This window comes from Bradyrhizobium sp. MI1.4 (assembly GCF_055811315.1).
Genome location: NZ_JBVVPP010000034.1, coordinates 1 through 20,129, shown reverse-complemented (window position 1 = coordinate 20,129; position 20,129 = coordinate 1). Strand labels below are relative to the sequence as shown.

18 protein-coding genes are annotated in these 20,129 nt (G+C 58.7%); 10 read left to right on the top strand and 8 right to left on the bottom strand.

Features of this window, described 5'->3' with window-relative positions; all coding sequences use genetic code 11:
• Positions 1-1,212 carry an acyltransferase family protein gene (locus AC0L23_RS27730; protein WP_240543140.1) on the bottom strand — a complete coding sequence of 404 codons (1,212 nt, stop codon included), beginning with the start codon at positions 1,210-1,212 and terminating at the stop codon, positions 1-3.
• 281 nt (positions 1,213-1,493) lie between these two features.
• On the opposite strand from AC0L23_RS27730, the gene AC0L23_RS27725 reads away from it, so the two are divergent.
• The 4 genes from AC0L23_RS27725 to AC0L23_RS27710 all read left to right on the top strand — a co-directional run bounded on the left by AC0L23_RS27725 (position 1,494) and on the right by AC0L23_RS27710 (position 5,437).
• Positions 1,494-1,703 (top strand): hypothetical protein, encoded by a 210-nt coding sequence (locus tag AC0L23_RS27725; protein ID WP_143274129.1) that lies wholly within the window; start codon positions 1,494-1,496, stop codon positions 1,701-1,703.
• A 138-nt stretch (positions 1,704-1,841) separates the two neighbouring features.
• Positions 1,842-2,351 (top strand): hypothetical protein, encoded by a 510-nt coding sequence (locus AC0L23_RS27720; RefSeq protein ID WP_018458859.1) that lies wholly within the window; start codon positions 1,842-1,844, stop codon positions 2,349-2,351.
• A gap of 28 nt (positions 2,352-2,379) precedes the next feature.
• Complete coding sequence (locus tag AC0L23_RS27715; RefSeq protein WP_018458860.1) at positions 2,380-4,611, top strand: AAA family ATPase; 2,232 nt, start codon at positions 2,380-2,382, stop codon at positions 4,609-4,611.
• A 532-nt stretch (positions 4,612-5,143) separates the two neighbouring features.
• Positions 5,144-5,437, top strand: coding sequence for a hypothetical protein (locus AC0L23_RS27710; protein ID WP_018458861.1), 294 nt, complete (start codon positions 5,144-5,146; stop codon positions 5,435-5,437).
• A gap of 37 nt (positions 5,438-5,474) precedes the next feature.
• On the opposite strand, the gene AC0L23_RS27705 is transcribed toward AC0L23_RS27710, so the two are convergent.
• On the bottom strand, positions 5,475-6,905 hold the full coding sequence (locus tag AC0L23_RS27705) for an undecaprenyl-phosphate glucose phosphotransferase (protein WP_018458862.1): 1,431 nt from the start codon (positions 6,903-6,905) through the stop codon (positions 5,475-5,477).
• 592 nt (positions 6,906-7,497) lie between these two features.
• Here AC0L23_RS27705 and AC0L23_RS27700 point away from each other — a divergent pair.
• Positions 7,498-8,235: a metallophosphoesterase family protein gene (locus tag AC0L23_RS27700; protein ID WP_026233678.1), complete on the top strand. Its 738-nt coding sequence runs from the start codon at positions 7,498-7,500 to the stop codon at positions 8,233-8,235.
• A gap of 102 nt (positions 8,236-8,337) precedes the next feature.
• Here AC0L23_RS27700 and AC0L23_RS27695 read toward each other — a convergent pair whose 3' ends face one another.
• Positions 8,338-8,601, bottom strand: coding sequence for a hypothetical protein (locus AC0L23_RS27695; protein ID WP_018458864.1), 264 nt, complete (start codon positions 8,599-8,601; stop codon positions 8,338-8,340).
• Positions 8,602-9,542: 941 nt separating this feature from the next.
• Here AC0L23_RS27695 and AC0L23_RS27690 point away from each other — a divergent pair.
• The gene (locus AC0L23_RS27690) at positions 9,543-9,926 is read left to right on the top strand and encodes a hypothetical protein (RefSeq protein ID WP_143274130.1); all 384 of its coding nucleotides are present in this window, start codon (positions 9,543-9,545) and stop codon (positions 9,924-9,926) included.
• 179 nt (positions 9,927-10,105) lie between these two features.
• On the opposite strand, the gene AC0L23_RS27685 is transcribed toward AC0L23_RS27690, so the two are convergent.
• On the bottom strand, positions 10,106-10,321 hold the full coding sequence (locus AC0L23_RS27685) for a hypothetical protein (protein ID WP_018458866.1): 216 nt from the start codon (positions 10,319-10,321) through the stop codon (positions 10,106-10,108).
• Positions 10,322-11,721: 1,400 nt separating this feature from the next.
• Between AC0L23_RS27685 and AC0L23_RS27680 the strand changes: the two genes are divergently transcribed.
• Positions 11,722-12,555 carry a Crp/Fnr family transcriptional regulator gene (locus tag AC0L23_RS27680; protein WP_085394237.1) on the top strand — a complete coding sequence of 278 codons (834 nt, stop codon included), beginning with the start codon at positions 11,722-11,724 and terminating at the stop codon, positions 12,553-12,555.
• A 114-nt stretch (positions 12,556-12,669) separates the two neighbouring features.
• On the opposite strand, the gene AC0L23_RS27675 is transcribed toward AC0L23_RS27680, so the two are convergent.
• Both AC0L23_RS27675 and AC0L23_RS27670 read right to left on the bottom strand, forming a co-directional pair.
• Positions 12,670-13,101 carry a hypothetical protein gene (locus tag AC0L23_RS27675; RefSeq protein WP_018460247.1) on the bottom strand — a complete coding sequence of 144 codons (432 nt, stop codon included), beginning with the start codon at positions 13,099-13,101 and terminating at the stop codon, positions 12,670-12,672.
• A gap of 233 nt (positions 13,102-13,334) precedes the next feature.
• Positions 13,335-13,604 (bottom strand): cyclase, encoded by a 270-nt coding sequence (locus AC0L23_RS27670; RefSeq protein ID WP_026233982.1) that lies wholly within the window; start codon positions 13,602-13,604, stop codon positions 13,335-13,337.
• A gap of 607 nt (positions 13,605-14,211) precedes the next feature.
• Between AC0L23_RS27670 and AC0L23_RS27665 the strand changes: the two genes are divergently transcribed.
• Positions 14,212-14,619 carry a hypothetical protein gene (locus tag AC0L23_RS27665; protein ID WP_085357631.1) on the top strand — a complete coding sequence of 136 codons (408 nt, stop codon included), beginning with the start codon at positions 14,212-14,214 and terminating at the stop codon, positions 14,617-14,619.
• Positions 14,620-15,081: 462 nt separating this feature from the next.
• On the opposite strand, the gene AC0L23_RS27660 is transcribed toward AC0L23_RS27665, so the two are convergent.
• Positions 15,082-16,452, bottom strand: coding sequence for a transposase (locus AC0L23_RS27660; RefSeq protein WP_473357556.1), 1,371 nt, complete (start codon positions 16,450-16,452; stop codon positions 15,082-15,084).
• Positions 16,453-17,027: 575 nt separating this feature from the next.
• On the opposite strand from AC0L23_RS27660, the gene AC0L23_RS27655 reads away from it, so the two are divergent.
• Entirely contained in the window at positions 17,028-17,465 is a 438-nt protein-coding gene (locus AC0L23_RS27655; RefSeq protein WP_085349975.1) for a hypothetical protein, read from the top strand.
• A gap of 96 nt (positions 17,466-17,561) precedes the next feature.
• Positions 17,562-19,100 (top strand): OpgC domain-containing protein, encoded by a 1,539-nt coding sequence (locus tag AC0L23_RS27650; RefSeq protein ID WP_240543969.1) that lies wholly within the window; start codon positions 17,562-17,564, stop codon positions 19,098-19,100.
• 359 nt (positions 19,101-19,459) lie between these two features.
• On the opposite strand, the gene AC0L23_RS27645 is transcribed toward AC0L23_RS27650, so the two are convergent.
• Positions 19,460-19,669, bottom strand: a complete 210-nt coding sequence (locus tag AC0L23_RS27645) for a hypothetical protein (protein WP_245329393.1) — start codon at positions 19,667-19,669, stop codon at positions 19,460-19,462.
• Positions 19,670-20,129 lie beyond the last annotated feature (460 nt).

The window sequence follows — 20,129 nt, the reverse complement described above, 5'->3', positions numbered from 1 at the left end:
TCAATTCGTCAGCCGCGCCGATGGCGCCGGAGATGGCGAAAAATCGGGCCGGCTTCCAAGGGCATTCCGAAGCAGCTTACCGCCAAGACTCTCGATGTAGAGATAGCTGAAGTTCGAAACTACCAGCACAGCGGCCAGGGAGATCACGAGGTTCAGCGTCGCCGGCAGCCCCGTCCAGATCGAATCGAGCGCCGCGATCGGCCGTGGCCCAAGTGCCCGCACGAAGTACTCCGCGAAGAGCACCACGAGCGCATGCACCATATAGATGGAGTAGGATCTGCGCCCCAGCCACACCAGCGGCCGCGCCACCAGAATCTTCGGCACCAGCAACGCATCCGGAAACGCCAGCAGCGTGCCAAGGAAGGCTGCGAAAACAAGCGGCGCCAGGAAGGTGGTCGCCGGATTGGTCTCTGCGAGGCTGACCAGGACGATACTGGCAATCATGGCGATCAACTGCAGCCCTCCCTGCACGGCAGGGCTCGGCTTGCCTGGCAGCCGACGAACGATCCTGACGGTCAAGACACCGAGGAAGAAGCTCACAAAACAGCGAAGAATGCCGAAATCGGTCTGGAGTCCCAGACTCCTCTTGTCGAGCACGAAGACGATCACGACAAGACTTGCGACCGCGACGAGCCCGGAGACGGCGTAGAACCACGACAGCGAACGCATGCGCTGGGCCAGCAGGACGATCAGGCCGAACACCAGGTAGGTGTAGAATTCGACACTTATGCTCCAGCTCGGAGCGTTCCAGCTGAGATAGTCGATCAGTCCCATCGAATGCAGGAGAAAGACGTTGAGCAGGAAGGAATAGGCGTTGTTCACCTCGAAGGCGGCTGGCGCGGCAACCACGACGCCTGTGGCGACCAAGCCGATACGCAGGAGGCGGAACAGCAGGTTTGCGATCAGCATGACGATGTGAAGCGGATAGACCCGCGCCAAACGCCGCACCATGAATTCGCGCAGCGAGAAGCGTCCGAAGTCGCCCTCGACGTAGCTCAACGACATCACGATGCCACTGAGAACGAAGAACAAGTCGACCAATAGCCACGCGCTTCTGAAGAACGAGCAATTGATCCACGCATTGTGTGGGAATGCCGCGAGAAAGGTCGGCATCAGCAGGAGATGGTGGATCACCACAGATGTCGCGGCGATACCCCGGATGCTGTCGAGCGGCAGGACATGCGCTTTCTCACGATGAACCAACTCCGTCACATCGACATTCCGTAGCTGTTGCACCGCAGCAGTCTGTATCAGGTCTTTGCGTGCTTTCAATCGTCACGATTGAGGATTCGCGTATGACGCATGAGGACCGGCGATAAATTCAACGCTCTCTGTCATTCGAACATGCGCGCGACAACTTTGCGCCATTTTTGCTGATCGAGGAGCATCGGGACGAACGAACTGACTCGCCGGCGAATGGTCGCGAGCATTTGCGAACAAAGTATGCGCGAAACCCGGCGGTGTTGCGATTTAGCCTGTACAGAAGATGTTTCTTGATCCAGGCGCTATCCAGCGCTGCTCGCTCGAACAATTTTCGTGTGTCAATTTCGCGACAAGATTTTTGCGACCGCCTCATAAATCTTCAAACTGCAAAAATCGCAGGCGCCATTGTGCCGATCTCGCAGGCATTGCAAATCGTACTTGCACAACCGACGAAAGGTAAGGCACTGATGTATCAATCGATGGCAAGCGCGACCGAATGAAACCCGCTTTTGCATCGCACAAAAATTGACACAGTTGGCTGCCACTCTTCGCGTGTACTGGTTTGCAGCAACGACGAAGGGACACGGATGAGCTGCGAAGTGACGCGTCGTACGAAGCCGAGATGGCTACCCATCATCTTGACGGGATTTGCTCTGATCGCATCGGGCGTCGGTCCGACCCGCGCTCAATGCGTTGGATTCTCGGACCGCGCCTCACAAACCGAACTCGACGCCTTCGTGAAGGCGCCGTCTTCGCTTCTGGAACGGCTACGCAACGACAAAGAGAAGCTGAGGGCTCGCCTTTCTTCATATATCGCGACCAATCCATCGGTGTTGCCGTCGGTGCAGACGCTCATTTCCGAATTGGCTTCCCCCGACCGCTCGACCATCGGCGCGGCGCTGCGGCTCGCAGAAGCGCTGTGCACGTCAACGAAACCGGACGCTGCGCGCAAGATTAGGGATTTCACGCAGCGAGTCGGTGACCTCGCCGTGCAGGCGGGCTATTCCGCGGCGGGAGAAGATGGCTCCAGCGCCCAATTGCAGCCGAGAGACAACAAGCCGACGCAGCCTCGGGGCGGAGCGCTGTTGGAAGGCGAATGGAAGACCAAACTGGCCAATCCATTCAAACCTGTTCCCCTCCCGAATTGATCCTGACCATTAAGGCAGCGAATTTCAGATGTATCAGCCTAGAGAACACTTCCAATCGGGACACCGGTTTGGCATCGAGTTTGGCGGCGCGGTCCTCAGCTTTGACCGTGTCACTGATGTCCTTCGTCGGCAATGGCCGCTGATCGCTGCGGCAGTTGGCGCTTCGCTGGCTCTGGTGATCGTCTATCTGGTTCTGGCAAAGCCGATGTATACGGCAAACGCCCGTATCATGATGGACACCCGGCAAACCCAGGTTCTGGACAAGGACAGCGGGACCAACAGCGCTCTGATCGACACCGGCTATGTCGACAGCCAGGTCGAAGTCATCAATTCTGACGATCTTATCCTTTCAATCGTTCGCCGCCTGCGGCTCACCGAGGATCCGGAATTCAACGGATCCAATCCAGGACTTCTCGCCGTCGTTACCGGCAAGATCATGTCAGTGTTCGAATCCGGCGAACCGCCCACGCAGGAGCGGATCGAACATGCCGTGGTGGAATCGATTCAAAAGAGTCTCAGGGTCGAGCGCGTCCTGACCACATACGTCTTGTCGCTCAATTATCGCGCACACAGCCCGGACAAGGCAGTCAAGATCGTAAATGCGATCGCCGATGCCTACATCGTGGGTGCACTGGAAGCAAAATACCAGTCCACTAAACGGGCGACCGAATGGCTCCAGCAGCGGAGCGTCGAGCTCAGCGAGCAGGCGACGGCCAGCGACCGCGCGGTGCAAACCTTCAAGGCAGAGCACAATATCGTCGGAACCAGCCGCGGCCTCATGTCCGAGCAGCAATTGTCGGACTTGAATACACAGCTGGTTCAGGCGCGGGCGGCCACGGCCGAAGCCAAGGCGCGCCTCGATCGGATCGAAGCGATTTCCGACCAAGACCTCGCCCAACCCACCGTGACGGACGCCCTTAACAACTCGGTCATTACGCGCCTGCGCGCCCAGTACCTCGATTTACAGGCCCAATATGCCGATTGGTCAAGGCGTTACGGCAAGACCCATCTTGCAGCGGTCAATTTGGCCAACAAGATGGAGGAACTGCGCAAGAATATCGCCGATGAGCTTCATCGGATTGGGGACGCTTATCGCAGCGACTACGAGATCGCAAAAAGCCGAGAGGCTTCTCTCGATAAGAACGTGAAAGAGCTGGTCGCCCAGGCGGGTCACACCGGCCAGGCAGAAGTCAAGCTGCGCGATCTCGAAAGCGCGGCCGACACCTATCGCAATCTCTACAACAACTTCCTGGAGAAGCTGCAAAGCGCCACCCAAAATCAGAGCTTCCCGCTCAGCGAGGCACGCCTGATCAGCACCGCGACCAAGCCTGATCGCAAAAGCTCGCCGCGGACGGTTTTGGCCCTGGTGGGAGGCTTGGTCGGCGGCCTCTGCCTCGGCTTCGGCGCCGCCTTTGCGCGCGAGCTCCTCAACGACGTCTTGCGGACCCCCGGAGAGGTCGAGGACGAACTCGGCGTGAAGTGTCTTGGCGTTCTCCCAGATATTCGCCCGCCGACAAAGACGCGCGCGTTGCTTTCGGCATCCGCGAAAGCCGACGAAGCGGGACTATCCCGCTATGTCGTCGATCATCCGTTCTCGCGGTTTGCGGAAACGTTGCGCAACATCAAGGTCTCAATCGACGTTGCGCGCATGACCCGAGAGATCAAGGTCATCGGCATTGTATCGTCGCTGCCAAAGGAAGGAAAAACGACAGTCGCGGCCAATTTCGCTCAGTTGATTGCCATGACAGGTCACCGCACCATCCTCATCGACGGCGACCTGCATACGCGCTCACTCACACGGGAACTCGCGCCGAACGCCAACAGCGGACTGGTCGAGGCCCTCAGTGATCCCACGGGCTTCAGCTATCACGTGCAACGAAGCAAGGAGACCGGTCTCGATTTCCTGCCGTCCATCGTTGCTTCGCGCATGGTCAATTCGGCCGACGTCATCGCATCGAGGCCAATGGCCGACCTGCTCGCGATGCTCCGGGAACACTACGAATATATCATTATCGATCTTGCGCCTGTGATGCCGGTGGCGGACTCAAAAGCGTTCAGCGTCCTCATCGATGCAATGGTCTATGTGATCGAATGGGGAGCAACCACGCGAGCTGCGCTTCAAGAATCAATTTCGGGGTCGGAGATCCTTCAGAAGAAGCTGCTGGGTGCTGTCCTCAATCGCGCCAACCCGAAGATGCTTGGACGCATCGAGGCGTATAAGGGTAAGCACCGCAACAGCTATTACGTCGAACATTCCTAGAGCGAGGGGCGCAGCAAGCCGCACAGTCCGCGGCTGCGCCCCTAGCGCAGGCCCCGACCTGCTGACGGCCGCCGCGGAGCCTTCCGAAGAGACTGCAGGGACCCACTTTTCGGTCCCATCGTCTGCAGGAGCCGACCGAAACGGGCCGTCGGAAATTCGCAGCCGTGGGGCGGGACGCCAGGCGGGGCGAAGATGCGTCAGCGGGGCTCTATTTGAGTTCCGGGGCCGCGACGACGTCGGAACCAACCCGCCAAGTGACCCCATCGTCGGGCTCCGATACGCGCCCAATCCCCGTATTCATCCGGAATCCACAAATGCCGATCTCTGCCATAGCCCAAGGCATGGATTGACCACGGCGATCCGGACGAAAGATAGTAGATAGTGACGTGTTGCCTGCACAAACCTGCCCCCGGCACGAAGGGCTGTTGATCGTGACCGCAACCTGGACTGCCGAATCTTTGAGCACCTTTCCTTCCGAGGTTCAGGGGGCTAACGTGCGCTCATACTCTTCGCATTTTTTCGGCAGGTTCGGATGGTGATTGCTCTTATTGTCCTGAGCATCTGGGTGTTGCTCAATATTCTTTTCGTGTTGATCGTGGTTCCCCCGCGTAAGGCCCGCCGGGGATCCCGACCGCTGGCGACCACTCTCGCGCCTGCCCCGCTCGATCCGAATCGCCGAGAGCTCGAGCATGACGAGCCTTTTTCGCTTCGTCACGTCGTTGCCTCAGTCGCCATGGGAGCGTTCTTCGTCCTTGTGCCGCCAATGCTTGCGCTGCGGGACGCCGTCCTTCGTCTCTTCAAGAAGACCCCCGGCAACGGAAGCTGACGGCCGATAAGTGCCGCCGCCACCTAGGCGGCTCCTACTAATAGGCTTCCTGGAACAGGACCGTCGAGGCCGTACGCGCCATGATCTTCAGATCCAGCCAGATACTCCAATTGCTGACGTACCAGACGTCATATTCCACCCTTTTTTCCATCAAGTCGATCGTCGGGGTTTCTCCCCGGAAGCCGTTGACCTGAGCCCAGCCTGTCAGGCCCGGCTTCATGTGGTGGCGGTAGACGTATTTGCTGATGAGTTCATCGTAGTAATTGTCATGGGCGAGCGCATGCGGGCGCGGCCCGACCAGGGACATGTCGCCGCGCAAGACATTCCAAAGCTGCGGCAACTCGTCGATGCTTGTCATGCGAAGGAAACGCCCGATCTTGGTGACCCGAGCATCCCGTTTGGTGGCCTGGGTAATCGTCTGGCCGTCCTCGCAGACCGTCATGGTCCGAAATTTCCATATCTCGAACGGCTTGCCGTTGAACCCTCGGCGCGACTGGCGGAAGATGGCAGCTCCCGGCGATCCGAGCTTGATCAGAACGGCGACTGTCAGCAGCAGCGGTGCAAGTATGACGAGCGCCAACAAGGCCACCCCTACATCAAGACAGCGCTTTTGGAAACGCTCGAAAACACTGAGCGGCGGCCGCTGAATCTCGACCGCTACGGTCCCGCTGACTGGCAGGAATGGGCGCGACACGAGGTCGGCGATTGAATCATCCGGCAGAAGGCGTACCGGTTGGGGCACCGCGCGCAGGAAGGGCCCGATCTTTCGGAGCATCGGCAATTCGTTCCAATCGATCGCTAGAAGATATTCATCGACGTCCGCCTGGCGCGATTGCCGAATGACATCGCGAATCTGTCGCTCCCAATGGCCGTCGCCGCTGTCGATCCCAAGCACGAAATGACGCATGACGTCGAAACCGTTTCTGCGCAAATCCTTGAAGCGGCTTGAGGTGAAATCGAGCGGCTTCAGGCTCAACAGGATCACCTTGCGATCGACCAAGCGGCTTCTGGCATAGTTTGTCGCGAGTACGAACTGCCAGACAAAGCGCAGACTGATCAATCCGGCGCCTCCGATTGCAGCAAAAATGATCACTGTGCCGCGAGACAGATTGTCCGTGGATTTGAGCAGAAATGCCGCCATAGCGAGGATCGTCAGCGACGCCAACCAGATGAAGACGGCCTTGCGCAGCTGCCAGACCAGATTCAGCAAGCGGTGCGTGGCGTAGACGTCCTGGGAATATGCGACCGCGACGAACACAACGCCGACAATCAATCCTGCCCCCATCGACGCGCCGTCGCCAGTGGAGGCAAGCGCAACATTGTAGAGCGCCGCCCCTGCACCATAACTGAGCAGGATCAGCAGCAGGTCGGCAGCGATGATGACGATCTGAAAAGGCCGCTGAAGAGCCGTGCCGCGCGTTGACGACAGTGCACCAGCGCCTTCAGAACCATAAGTTGCAACAGCCATTCGAACCTCTGCTATCGAGAATGCTTGACGCTGATCCGTGATGCTGAAGATCCGTCACTTCCCCGAACGCAAACTGTGAAGTGATCACAGCGATATTGTGGCGCTGCACGCGAAACTTTTGCGATGCATGAATGCATCGCGTTTTGTTGAGAGGTCATGGGCGCGGAAGACCTACGTCACAGTGCTGACACACGATCGAAACTCGCTGCCCTATTTTGAATCAGGTTCCGCGTCGAATTCGCTGGGGCGCCTGCGTGAAGCGATAGCAGCTCATCTTTGATGCGCCTGTTGCCCACATTGAGTGACTCCGCAACCGATGTGATTCGATTAGTAGAAGTCCGATGAATTACGATCTAGAGCTGTATCCGCCCAGCTGTCTTCAGCGAGGCAGGCATCTTCCCGCTGCCGGGCGCGATGCAGCCCACGGCAGAGTTGCCTGATTTGCTCAGCGCGCGCCGACAAGCTAAGCAAGCGAATACCCTCCTTTCCTTCGGCGCAATCGGGCTGTCTGAGAGGCGACACCCTTCAATAAGGTCCGGCCGCGGACCGACTTGGCGAAACTGTCCCCACCACCTCACCGAGTGTGCGCGCCATGACATCTTTTGCCCAATCACACCCGCCGATTCATAGGCCGCAACTGCCGGATGGCGTCCGAATTTACGCGATCTCGGATATTCATGGCTGCTCGCATTTGCTGCAGCCCATGCTGCGGGTCATCGACGCCGACTTGGCCCACAGTCGGCCACGCTATGCGATCGAGGTGTTCATGGGCGACTATGTCGATCGCGGCCCGGACACGCGCGCCACGCTTGACCTCTTGGTCGAACGAAGCCGGCGGGGAAACTCGATTTTTCTCAAGGGAAACCACGAGGCATTTTTAGTGAGGGTTTTCGAAGACCCTTCGTTGTTTGAAGATTGGCTTCGCATCGGTGGCGCCCAGACACTCATGTCCTATGGACTCGCGCCGCCAGACCTGAAGCGCGACGACCCAGCGTCGATCATGCGCGATTTGATCCGCGCAATGCCGGGTGAGCATCTGGAGTTCCTGGACGAACTACGGCTTAGCTTTACCTGTGGAGATTTTTTCTTCGTCCACGCCGGCGTTCGCCCGGGTGTCCCCTTGGCCGAGCAAAGCGAAAGCGACCTGCTTTGGATTCGCGAAGAGTTCCTTCAGAGTGAGGAGCAGTTCGGCAAATATATCGTTCATGGTCACACGCCGGTGCGCACCGCCGAAGTTCTGGCAAACCGGGTCAACATCGATACGGGCGCCTACGCGACGGGCAATCTAACTCTCATGAGCATACAAGGCAGCCGGATGCTCGCGGTATGACTGCCCAGGATATGACTAGCCTGGGAATGTCTCCCGATTCGTCGGGAAGATTGTTCCTGAAGCCAATGGAATGCCTCGGCGGTCACGAGCTAAGAGCATCACCTAGTTGAGCACGAGTGGCATTTCCCCTCCAGCCCGCGTGTCGGCCATCCAGTTGCGCCAGGCCCGCTCATGCTTGGCGTAGAGCTCCAGCCATCGTTGTCCCGGCTTGTTCTGATCGAAGCGAAGGCCAGGGCCGAGGGGCGCGTCGGGCTTGTCCAACGTCTCGAACTCGATGGTTTCCGCGATCGTCAAACCGAAAAGGACACGCTGTCCTGTACCGTCCACGATGTACCGTCGCGGTGCGTCCCTCATCGGCTGGGTCATGTTCTGTGTCGCCTATGGTCGTGAGAACAAAGGTGTCGCTCGCACGCTGGACGAGGCCTAAAAGGCACGTCGGACGCGCCCGAATGCCGAGCTGGGAGTCGATCGGGCTGTTCTGCGCGAGGTACCGGAGGGTTCGTTCGTCGTCGTTCGTTGCGACCGCCGGGGACGCAGCGCATAGACCGACATGACGCCGGCGCAGAAGATCAAGGCGAAGACAAATGCAGAAGCCATAGGAGTCGTCCCTGAATAGTGCAGTGCTCATCAAGAGTGAGCAGTGTGTCGACATCATGATTCCTGATGATCTTGGTGGCTCTCCTGCTGCCAAAAGATTGCCCACGCGTGATCGTGTCCTGAGCAGCAGCATCTGAGTTGTCTGATAGCGCGATCTTTTGGCCGGACGCACCGACACGGATGGTCACCTTCAAATCTGTTCTGTCCCGTCCAGGTGGATTCGCGCACCTGAAGAGCTGGATTTCGCAGCCATTCTATGGAACGATGCGCTTGCAACCTTTTAGAGGCCGTCGCATTATTTCTCGCCCATTTCGAGAGGGATTGATCCAATGAACTTCCGCACCCTTGCTCCATCCATTGCTCTTTCTGTTCTTGGCCTTGCTTTGATAACGACCGCAGCTTCAGCCGCGGAGCTCGCGCTTGCTCCTGCGCATCATCGGTCGGCCCACCTCCGAACCGGTTACGTGTTTTGGGATGATGTCTACCCGCCTGCGATCTATGGCCCCAACCTTCGCTCTGTCGAGGAAGTCGCCGCGCTCAAGGCGGAGGCCCGGCCTGTGTCGCAACGCTGGTGGGGGTATTGGTACGCTCGGTGAACGGCATAGCGTTTAGCGACCAGCCGCGTTCACCCATGAATCGCCGCAACACCGGGCAGCCGGTGGCGGCGATTTTGTTTGAGCTTGCCTGGCCGATCCAACCATGATCACCGCATGGGCGGCAGCATGAGGCCCAAAACAGCGGCGGCAAGCCTATGTTTTATCGCGGGATACTGGCTGCAAGCGCATGCTGCGGCCGCAGGTGAATGCGCCTTGCGGCCCGAGCGCTTCGTACTGCTTTCCGACACCGTGTATTGGGTTGTTTCAATCCCAGCCGGCACGGAATGCCTGCAAGGCCTGCGCGGCAGAACTCAGCTTCTGGATGAAGTTAAACTGGCAGAGGCGCCCAGTGCCGGTCATGTGACGATCGTCGGCCCGTCATTTCGCTACCAAGCCCCCTCACGTCCAGGGACTGACCGGTTTCGAATTGCGGTGTCAGGCGAAAACCGCAGGCAGCGCGGATCCTCGATCATCGCTGTGGAAGTGACCGTCAGATAGGGCCGTGCCGACTGGCGAGGAAGCGGAGCCGGAGCGCTGTCGCTGCACTGGACGGCTCGATGGAGAAATTGAGGCAGCCCCAGCCCGTGCCGCCTAAACTCAGTTCCGTCGCGGAAGGATCCTCACGGAAGGCTGCTGCCGATTGCCGGCAAGCTTTCGAGGTCCCGTCGGGAACGCTGCTACTTCGCCTGCGCACCCCGGTCCCAGGGCCGCTTGCCATCCGCGCCCCTGTCCCACGGCCGCGCGGTCGGGGCGTCCTTCTCCTGCGTGGCGGCCTGCGCACGATCGGCCTGAACCCGTTCGCGATCGGTCAATGGGGCCTTCGGGGCTAGCGGTTCGGGCTGCGCCAAGGCCGGCGTCGCGATGAGCAGCATCGCCAAAATCAATTTTTTCATCCCCGGCCTTAACACACTGGCCGCAGGCTGTCCGATCTATTCGGAGCCATAGCTCGAAGGAAAAGGCCCACAACGGTGGGCCTTTCGGTGAGAGCTGATGAATAGATCGCCCTATTTCTGATCTTCGTTGCTGGTGCCTGATCCGGGGCTTCCGATCGGCAAACCATTAGCTGAATGACCAACCCCGGAGTTACGCTCGGCTTGCGCGGCGGCCGGCGTCTTTCCGTTCGCGGTTGGGGGTTGGACGTTCGGATTGTTCTGGCTGGGGTTGGGGCTGCTCGTGTTCACGTTAGCGCCGGTGGTGGTGCCTTGAGTCCCTATGCCGGAAGGAGCCGAGGGGCCCGAGGTCGCGCTGCTCGACGAGGTGCCTGTCCCAGCACCAGAGCTTGCCGCCGAACCCGCGCCGCCGCCGGCTCCCCCACCCGAGCCGCCACCGCCGCCTTGGGCGAACGCTGTCGACGAGAATGCTATGCAGGCAAGGACAACGAACAGAGGTTTGCGGATCATGGATGCGTCTCCCTGCGCTTGAACAGCAATCACGACAGACGCAGGAAGTTCCTTCGCTGCCGCGGTCCGAATTCCCTGCGAACAGGGAATTTTACAGGGAAAGCGCGCCTGCGGTGAGGCCGCTATCCCATGAAAATGCGAACATTTGCCTCGAAATTCAGTGCATCCGGGGCGCGATCCGCCAAATCCGAACAGGGAATTTATCGCTAGCGAACAGGGAATTTGCGTGCATACGGCTGGACGAAACAGGCGATGTGCGGGCTACGGATCCGTGCCGCATGCCGTGGCGCGAATAGCGCAAGCATCGCCTGTGGATCACCGCCAGTGCAGGGGCGGCGTCTGCGCACGGCGAGGAATCGCGAACAGTCGCCGAATTTAACTGGCAGCAGGGCCCTCCTAGGCTGTGTACTCATTAAGCAGCTGGCCGCGTTATGTCCGCACTTTCGGCAGAGCAACCTAAGCGTGCTGGCCTGGGGCCTCCTGACGGACAACGCCCGCATGTCCGTTGAGGGCAAAAGCGTCGCTCTGGCGGGGCGGCAAACTTCCGGCTTTACCCCAATCAACCGACGGATAATTGCACCGTGTCAACGGAAGCGCCGGGCCAAAAGACGTGCACGCCCCACACCGCCGAAGACGTCAGCTAGGAAGCCAAGAGCAAGCGCTGCCGGAACCATCACCGGTTGATCATCCCGCAGGGCCCCGCTCGCCGAGTCGCACAACGGGCGTGAATAGTATGATGTATGCAAGATCCTGCTTGCGCGGCGAGACGCCGGCAGCGTCTCCGCAAATGTCCGTGCTTGATCTCGACTAATGGCTCTGTTTGGATAGTCGCCTTTCGGCAACTCATAATTCGGATAATCCTAGTGAATGAAATAGATGGACGCGGCCGTTCAGTGGGGGCTCTTTCACAAGAAAGCATCGGGACCGTCAACCGCACTGGCATCGGGAATCGGCTACTGGCAGCGCTGCCGCCAGCGGATCTCAGCTTGCTCACGCCCTACTTCCAGAAGATCTCGTTTGAGCCAGATGCGGTTCTGGTGCGCTCGGGCGATGAGATGGACCCGGTCTATTTTCCCCATAGCGGCGCAATCGCCTTCATGCTCGATATGCCGGACGGGCAAACGGTCGCAACCACCTTGATGGGACGGGAAGGCGCTTTGGCCTCTTTCTCCGTACTCGGCCCATCGCTTTCATCCGTGACCGCGATTGCACGCATCGCTGGCACAGCATCATTGATTTCCGCCGCCAAATTTCGGGATGCCTATGCGCAAAGCGCAGCCATCAGGAATGTCGTTCAGCTCCACGCCCGCGCGGTGTTATTGCAACTCCAGCACGTAGCCGCTTGCAACGCGCTGCACCGGGTGGATGGCCGCATGGCGCGGTGGCTTCTGCAGCTTCACGACCGCGTTCCCGATGACCTCCTTCCGGTGACGCAGGAGGCGCTTGCGCAATTGCTTGGGGTGCGGCGGACGACAGTGACTCTGACGATGAGCAAGCTGCGCGCGGCCGGCGCCGTCCCCTCCGACCGGCGCGGGTTTATCGAGATCGACCGGGTGCGGCTCGAGCGCGTTGTATGCGACTGCTATGCGCTCATGCAGCGCAAGATCGATCGGATGTATTGCCAGGAATTGTCGGCGTCCCAGCCTACCCGTGCGCCGTTCCGGGAAAGCGCCATCGTCTCGTCCGGCGGAGCGAGTGGTGAATACAGAGCCGTTTCGCAGAAATAGAGACCATGCGATAGCCGCCTTCGGTCAGAAGCTGCCATTAGGTAGCAGGCCGGCGCAGGTCCGCAACGGGACATGAGCCGACTTCGCTCCAAGCAGCGATACTTGTCAGGCTCCTTAGCGGCCGTAGGGGAAGCAGCGGTGGCGATCGAGTGTGAGACCGAAATGCGCTCCTAGCGCAGCGATGGCCGCATCCTGCTCAGGATAAGGATCGGCATTGCATGCGGCAACGATGATGATCCGGAACCCGCCGCGATCCTTGCCACCCGGTGGCAGCATCGCTGTAGCCAGTGGATTACCCTCCCTGTCACGCAACGTGAGGAAAAGCGGCATCTCTCGCTGTACATGGGCCTCGAGGCCGATGTCGCGCTCGATCGCGTTGGGCTGCTCCGGACGCCAGGATTGGACTGCCTTCTCTCGCTCGCGGCAGAAATATTTCTCGACTGTGTGGCGCATCAGGCGCGACTCTTGCACCGCTTCACCTTCCGTTTCGATACGGAACCAGGTCTTACCCTTCGGCGTGTCGCAAACATACTGCATTTCGCCCATCCTGATCGCCGCAATTCTAGGGCGGCGGGCCCGCAAAGCCAGAATGTCATTCTCGTCGCGTTTCGATCTTTGCGTTTTTACACAGCCAGGGTCAATCGCGTCACTTTGGCCGCGTGCCGTTCTCTACCGGTCTACCCCTGTGAACGGATATCGTCAGACCGCTTCGGCATGTCTCAATGGGCCAACAGGCGACATGGTACCACCACAGCCGGCACTTGGCCGGGATCGATACTTCACGCCTTTTTGGTAAACCAAATCGTTGGAGCTTTCGCTACTCCCGCATTCTGCATGGCATTCTTCAATTCAGCACTCTCCGCGAAGGCTTGCGCAGCTTCAATCGTGGCAAACTCGTGAGTTACTGTGATGTCATTGGGATTTTCGACTGCTCGGTAGACAGCCTCGGCTGTTACGCCCTTCGTCTTCTGAACCGAAGCAAAATCGTCGTAAACTTTCCGCCAGGTCTTGTAGTCGGAAACCGTGTGTCTAACAAACATAGTCGTCATCAGATGTTCCTCCCAGACTGGTCGTAGCAATCTTTCCACGAACGCTTGAAACAGCACTTCCAGTGGCACCTGTATAATACCGGCCACCGCTTGGAGCTATTTCATTTCCGGGTTGCACTGATGGCATCGGACCCTTGCCCTTTGTCCGATAAAACTGAGGCATGCTGCCACTTCGCTGATGGGCTAGCTCCGGGCGGTGTTGCGGGAGCAGCATCATCGCCTCCGCACTCGACGCCAATAGGTCGTGGCCGCACACTTACTGCGACCCGCCACAGGACCAGTCAGTGACACTGACTTGCGTATTCAGTTGGTCGCAGTGTGAAGTTGCTGACGCCGGGTCCGAACTTCAGGCCTAAGCAAACTGAGGCATTATGCCTCTTGGGCGAAACACCCATTTCTAGGGCGCGTCCGTTCTCGTAGAATGTGGTCGCCCTTGAAGCGGGATGTGCCGAAGTCACCGTTCGGGCCGAACGAGCAGTACTAGCGCTGTCGGCAGGTACGCTAGCCTAAGAGACCGCCCCCTTTTCGGTTTCACACCACGATTTCACATTCCACACGCGCGCAGCTTTTGCGGCGGCTTGTTGCAAGTAACCCAGGGAGAAAAGCGATGAGCAAGATCGATCGAAGGTCTGCATTGACATTCGGGTTGGCAGCGGCTTCGGCGGCCATGATAAAGCCCGCCGCCGCTCAAACGACGGGCTACAAGGACACAACTCCGTGGCCAGGTGTGGTGGTGCGTGAGTATGATAGCGAGACACCATCGCTGATCCCGGGTTTTAAGACCGTCTCAATGCGCGACATCATCATGCAGCCGGGATCGAAGACCATGGGGCCCCCGATGATGAATGCCATGGTCTGCCATATCACCGAAGGAGAGCTTCGGCTTGAGCAGGACGAAAAGACCTTTACCGGCAAGAAGAATTTTGTCTGGACCTGCAACAAGGACACAAAGGAGCAGGCGTTCAATGATGGGAACGTGGTCGCGATTATGCGGATCACGGACCTAAAGGCTTAAGGTGCGTTTCTTCGCAAAGAAAAACGATTGTAGCTGCGAATGGCGCACGCGACGGCGCACCGATTGCGTCGGCTTGCCCTCTGACGTGACTTCCTGGTTGCGCCGAACTCTAGATATGTCGCTGCGCCAACCGACGCGAGACAAACGTCTAAGGGCTAGTTGGCGGACGATATGAAATCGACGAGCGCCGCGACAATTGGTCGGGGCGTCTCAATTCAAGACTACTGCAACATGAAGAGAGAGAGAGAGAGAGAGAGAGAGAGAGAGAGAGAGAGAGGGAGAGGGAGGCCGATGTCTGAATTGGGGTCACAAGCGGTCCTCGACCGGCCTGCTCCCGACAGGTCGGCTATGGGCCGATTTTGTTGCAAAAGTTGGCTGCAATGGATTTGGCCGCTGGGCCTTTTGTTGAGCCGCGCTTTGAAGCGCTGGCCCTGACGCATTTTACGCAACTTTGACGCTACGCTACGCGATGCGCAGAACCTGAGCCGGCGGCGGTCGTGCGACCAGCGATGCAAACCGCCTCAGATTCTGAGCGATGGCGGCTAGAACAAACTCATCCTGGGCACCTTGCGGGCCTCGCAATCGGAGCCGACCAAGCTTCAGGATGCGCTTCAAGTGTGCGAACCTCATCTCGATCTTCTTGCGCTGACGCCGAGAGAGCTCGAAGCCCTCGGTGCCAGCGAACGACCGGGCAACGTCTCGGGCATGCTCATGGATATCGCGCGGGATCTTGCGTGATGGTTCCTTTGGGCAGCACTGCGATTTGAGCGGGCATACATCGCAGTCGAGCTTGCTGGCACGATACAGAAGGGTCTTGCCCTCGTGCACGGTACCGCTCGTCCCAAGCCGCTTACCACCCGGGCAGTGGTAAACGTCCCCGGTTGGGTCATATCGAAAGTCGCTCCGCGAGAAGGTGCCATCATCCCGCTTCGACTTATCGAACACAGGGATATGCGGCGCGATGCCCTTCTCCTCGACCAGCCAGTTCAGCATCGGAGCCGCTCCGTAAGCGGTATCCCCGACAAGTCGCTCTGGCTTGAGACCAAAGCGCTCCTCGGTTCGTTCGATCATGGTTTTTGCTGCACCGACCTCGGCCTGGCGAATGGCGCGGGAGGCCTCGACATCCACGATGACGCCGAACTTCACGTCGATGAGATAGTTGTCGGAGTACGCGAAGAATGCCGGCCCCTTGTGAGCGCCGGTCCACTGCGCTGCCGGATCGGATGGCGAGACAAACTTCGGGATGACATCGCTGGCGGCGCCCCACGCCGGATCGTCGAGGGTTGCCAAATACTCCTTCACCGCGCGGCTGGACCTGGCCGGATCGCGATCCCTGCACCAGTCCTGACCTGCGATCGAGCGCTGCTTGTTCGCGTCGGCCGCAATCAGGCTCGCATCGACTGCAAATCCTTCGCCACCAACCAGACCGGCGGCAATGCATGTCTCGACAATCCGCTCGAACACGCGGCGGAGAACATCTCCATCACGGAAGCGCTCGTTGCGGGCGCGCGAAAATGCCGAATGATCCGGGACAGCGTCCTCGATACCAAGCTTGCAGAACCAGCGATAGGCGAGGTTCACCTGCACTTCACGGCAGATCAGCCGTTCCGAGCGGATCGCAAAGACATACCCCACGACCAGCATCCGGATCATCAGTTCCGGATCAATCGACGGGCGCCCCATCGACGAATAGTGAGATGCTAGTTCACCGCGAAGCCAGGACAGATCGAGAGCAGCATCGATCTTCCGCACCAGATGATCTTCGGGTATCGCGTCGCCAAGACGAAACTCGTAGAACAGTTGACCTTGGTCACTCTTCAGACGGCCCATCATGGATCGACCTCGCCGAGATTCGCGTCAACACAACGGAATCACGGTTCGTGACTTGTCTCAACCGACTTTTGCAACAAAATCGGCCAGGAAGAGACATTTATCTCGCGCTGCGCGTCATGCGATCTGAGTCCGTCTCGCGCGCCGTTGCCCTTCTATGCCTCAGCGGTTGTGTGAAACCTCCGCGCGTTCATAAATCGTGAGTTGTGTTTGCCGTTGATCAGATCATGCTCTTCCAGTCGACTAGGTAAACGTGTGCCCGAATCGGACATCTAGTGCGCTGCCAGGCTCGCCGCTCGGCACGCAGTGACACGCAAGGTTCGAGCCGAGCTGACGCGGCTTTAAACGGTATCAGTCAGCCCCACCTTGACATCTTTTCGCGACAGGTCAGTGCCGCTGCTTGAACCCGCTGCCGCTGCTGCACTCCCCGCTGTGCCACTGCTCATCGAAGGGTAGGGCTCAGTTCCTGGGCGGTTGCAGCGATCAGCGCCGTTCACGACGTACCATATTTCGTTAGGTTTCTCGGGCCCCGCGACGCCGCGATGGCCGCAATGTCTCGATCTCTGGGAGGGAGAGACATGATGAAGCGATCGCCTATTCTCTCTCTGGTGGCTGTCGCGAGCTTCACCGTCCTATGGTTTGTTCTGGATGCCGATCTGCATTTTAGAAGGGCGGCTGCCACTGCAACAACAGCCATGCCACCCGAGGTCGTAGCTGCCGAGCCTTTCAGAACGGCCCACGCCGCTAACAAAAGGTCGATGAGGATACTTGCACTGGATCAGGCTAAGCATCTCGCTTTCTGGACGTCCGTTTTGAAGAATAGAAAGCAGGCCTGTGGAGCTGTTGTTCGGACCATGTATCAAGGCGGCACCGAATCTGGGGTCGATGCTTGGCGCATTGGCTGCCGGGACGGCAGCGAATATTCGATAACAATTAATCCGGACGCGCATGGCTCTGAGGCGGAGTTTCCGGTTTCGGTTTGCAGTGGAATCGCTTTCGCCCGAGGTGCTGAATAGCCCCGTCATTGAGCGTTCAGCACCCGCGAGATCGCCTCTTTATGCCAGCTGTTATCCGCTGTCCCGGCGCGTCCTCGCCAACATGCGAGGATGATCATGACGATTACCCGATCACGACGTGAAACGGTGGAGTTCGAGCACCCATTTCGGATCACAAGCTTCGAGCGGATACTACCGGCTGGCTCCTATGAAGTGATTACCGACGAAGAATTAATGGAAGGAATGGAAGGATTATCATTTCCGTCCTTTCGGTCCGTCGCCACCATGATGATGGTGCCTGCGCCGCCGCCGCGCAGCTCTTTCGTCGAGATGGTGGCGATCAGTTCGATCGATCTGTCCGATGCGCGGGAGCCGATGCGATCGTATCCCGTTAGTGACGCGCCGGCCCACCTCGACAAGCATCGGACTGCGCTGAACATTGACAGTCGCCGGATGCTGGCGGAGATCGAGCGAAACGCGTTGCGCGGACTGCATCCGCAGCCCGAACCCGAGTTGCTCGCGGCGCCTGCGATGCCATTGGCGGGCCCGCGGCCGGAGCCGAAAGGGCTAGGCCGCGACCTACGCATCGATGCTTGCCGCGGCCTCGCGCTCTGGTGCATCTTTTTGAATCATTTCCCCAACAACATCGGAAGCTGGCTGACGCTGCGGAACTACGGCTTCAGTGATAGCGCGGAAGTATTCATGTTCGTCTCGGGTGTGACCTGCGCACTGGCTTACGGCAGCGCACATTCGCGCGATGGCTGGCCCGGCGTCATCGCCCGAACGCTGTGGCGAAGCTGGGACATTTATGCTGCATTTCTATTGCTCACTATAGCTTGCGCCATCATGGTCTACCTAACCGGCGGTGGCCGGATCGCCGACGAGAGCAACACGCGCCTTTTGCTGGAACATCCGGGTGCGGCGCTCGCGCATGCGGCGATCCTGCAATACCGTCCGGTCAATACCGACGTCTTGCCGATTTTCGTGGTTTATCATCTTTTGTTTGCACCACTATTGTGGTTGCTGTTGCGAGTGCCGAACGTGACACTCGGCGCGTCGCTCTTGCTTTATGCGCTGGTACACGTCTTCGGCTGGACCGTCCCGGCCTGGCCCAACAACGTGTGGTTCTTCAACCCGCTGGCTTGGCAGCTGCTGGTTGTGCTCGGCGCCTGGTGTGTCATTGCGGGCAAGGGAGTCTGGCCCTGGATGACCTGTCGCATCGCGCTTGTACTTGCAGTTCTCTATCTGACTTTTAGCCTGATCGTCGCATTGAGTTGGTGGCTCACGACCCTGGAAGATCTGGTCCCACAAGCGCTCGCCAATGTGGTTTACCAAGTCGACAAATCGGATCTCGCTCCCTTGCGGTTGCTGCATTTTTTAGCGCTTGCGATTTTGGCGGTATGGCTCGTACCCCGCGATTGGCAAGGACTGCCGATGCCGCTGATGCGCGCAGCGATCCGCTGTGGGGAGAATTCGCTGGCAATCTATTGTCTCGGTGTTCTGCTGGCGCTCGCCAGCCAAATAGCGCTGGCCGACATCTCGAATGGTCTTGCGATGCAGATCGCGCTCAGCCTCGCCGGCATCCTGCTGATGATCGCCGCCGCAACGCTGCTGAACTCAATCAGGATCAAACCCAGGCAGCCACGATTGATTTGAAGACTTGAGGAAACTTGTTGGCCAGAGAGGCGAGCAGGCAAAATTCGGAGAAGGCTGCCAACGGCCAGCCTCCACGTCTTCTCTTCCGGGAGGCGATCAAGCTGCGAACTTCACGCGGTGACACGATTTGCAGCGTGATGCGAACGTTGAGATGCTTCCTCCCAAAATCGCAACATGACCGCTTCGGGTCAAAACGCGAAGAACTGAACGTGAGTTGATCTGGTCTGCCATCCCTCAATCAGCGGACCTTGTGGAGGGGCTCGACTTTGTCGCCCAAAACGGCCGCCCGATCCCCTCTCAGCGCACGCGAGGAATTATGTCGACACATGAGCTTAAGGATGCTCAGAGTCGGCAGCACATCATTGGTGGTCAAGCCGCACCACGTCATTCGCCAATTTCGGCGAGCTGCGGCGCAGGAGGAAGCACACCCCGCAAAGTGTCTCCTTCCTCCACATGAGGCGGCAGGTGAAGGTTTCGGAATGTTCGTCGAACGATAACGCCAATTCGCTGGCGAATATGTAGTACGGCGTGGAGATGCAGGTTCCCAGGGCGCTGATGTCGCGCACCACGCACGGATGGGTCCCACTCATCCACCAAACGACAGCCGCGCCGCCCGGTTAATCGGTATCCGCTCCATTGCTCGACGTTCGACCATGGCGAGATTCTCCAATGAAGAGGTAACTTCCAATCGAGCCATCGCAGCGATCGCGATTGCACCTCTACAGAGTCAGTTTTCCGATCCCGCCGAGCCCGGAAAACGGCAATATCTGCACGTTGATCTGCACCGCCTAGGCTAACAAGCAGTATTTTGTCTCATTAAAATTAACCCGGATCGCGTGGTTAATCCGCCGAAGTTGGTACCCACCTCACAAGCAAATGAAACCGCTCAGGACACGTCTTTTCCACGAAAATGAGGTATTTCACAGCACTTTCAGCGAACCTCAGCTACTATTTGCGGATTCCGATCGATGTCGCCCAGGATTCCGAGATGATCTCGCCCACCATTCCGATTTGAAGTCGCCCACCCGT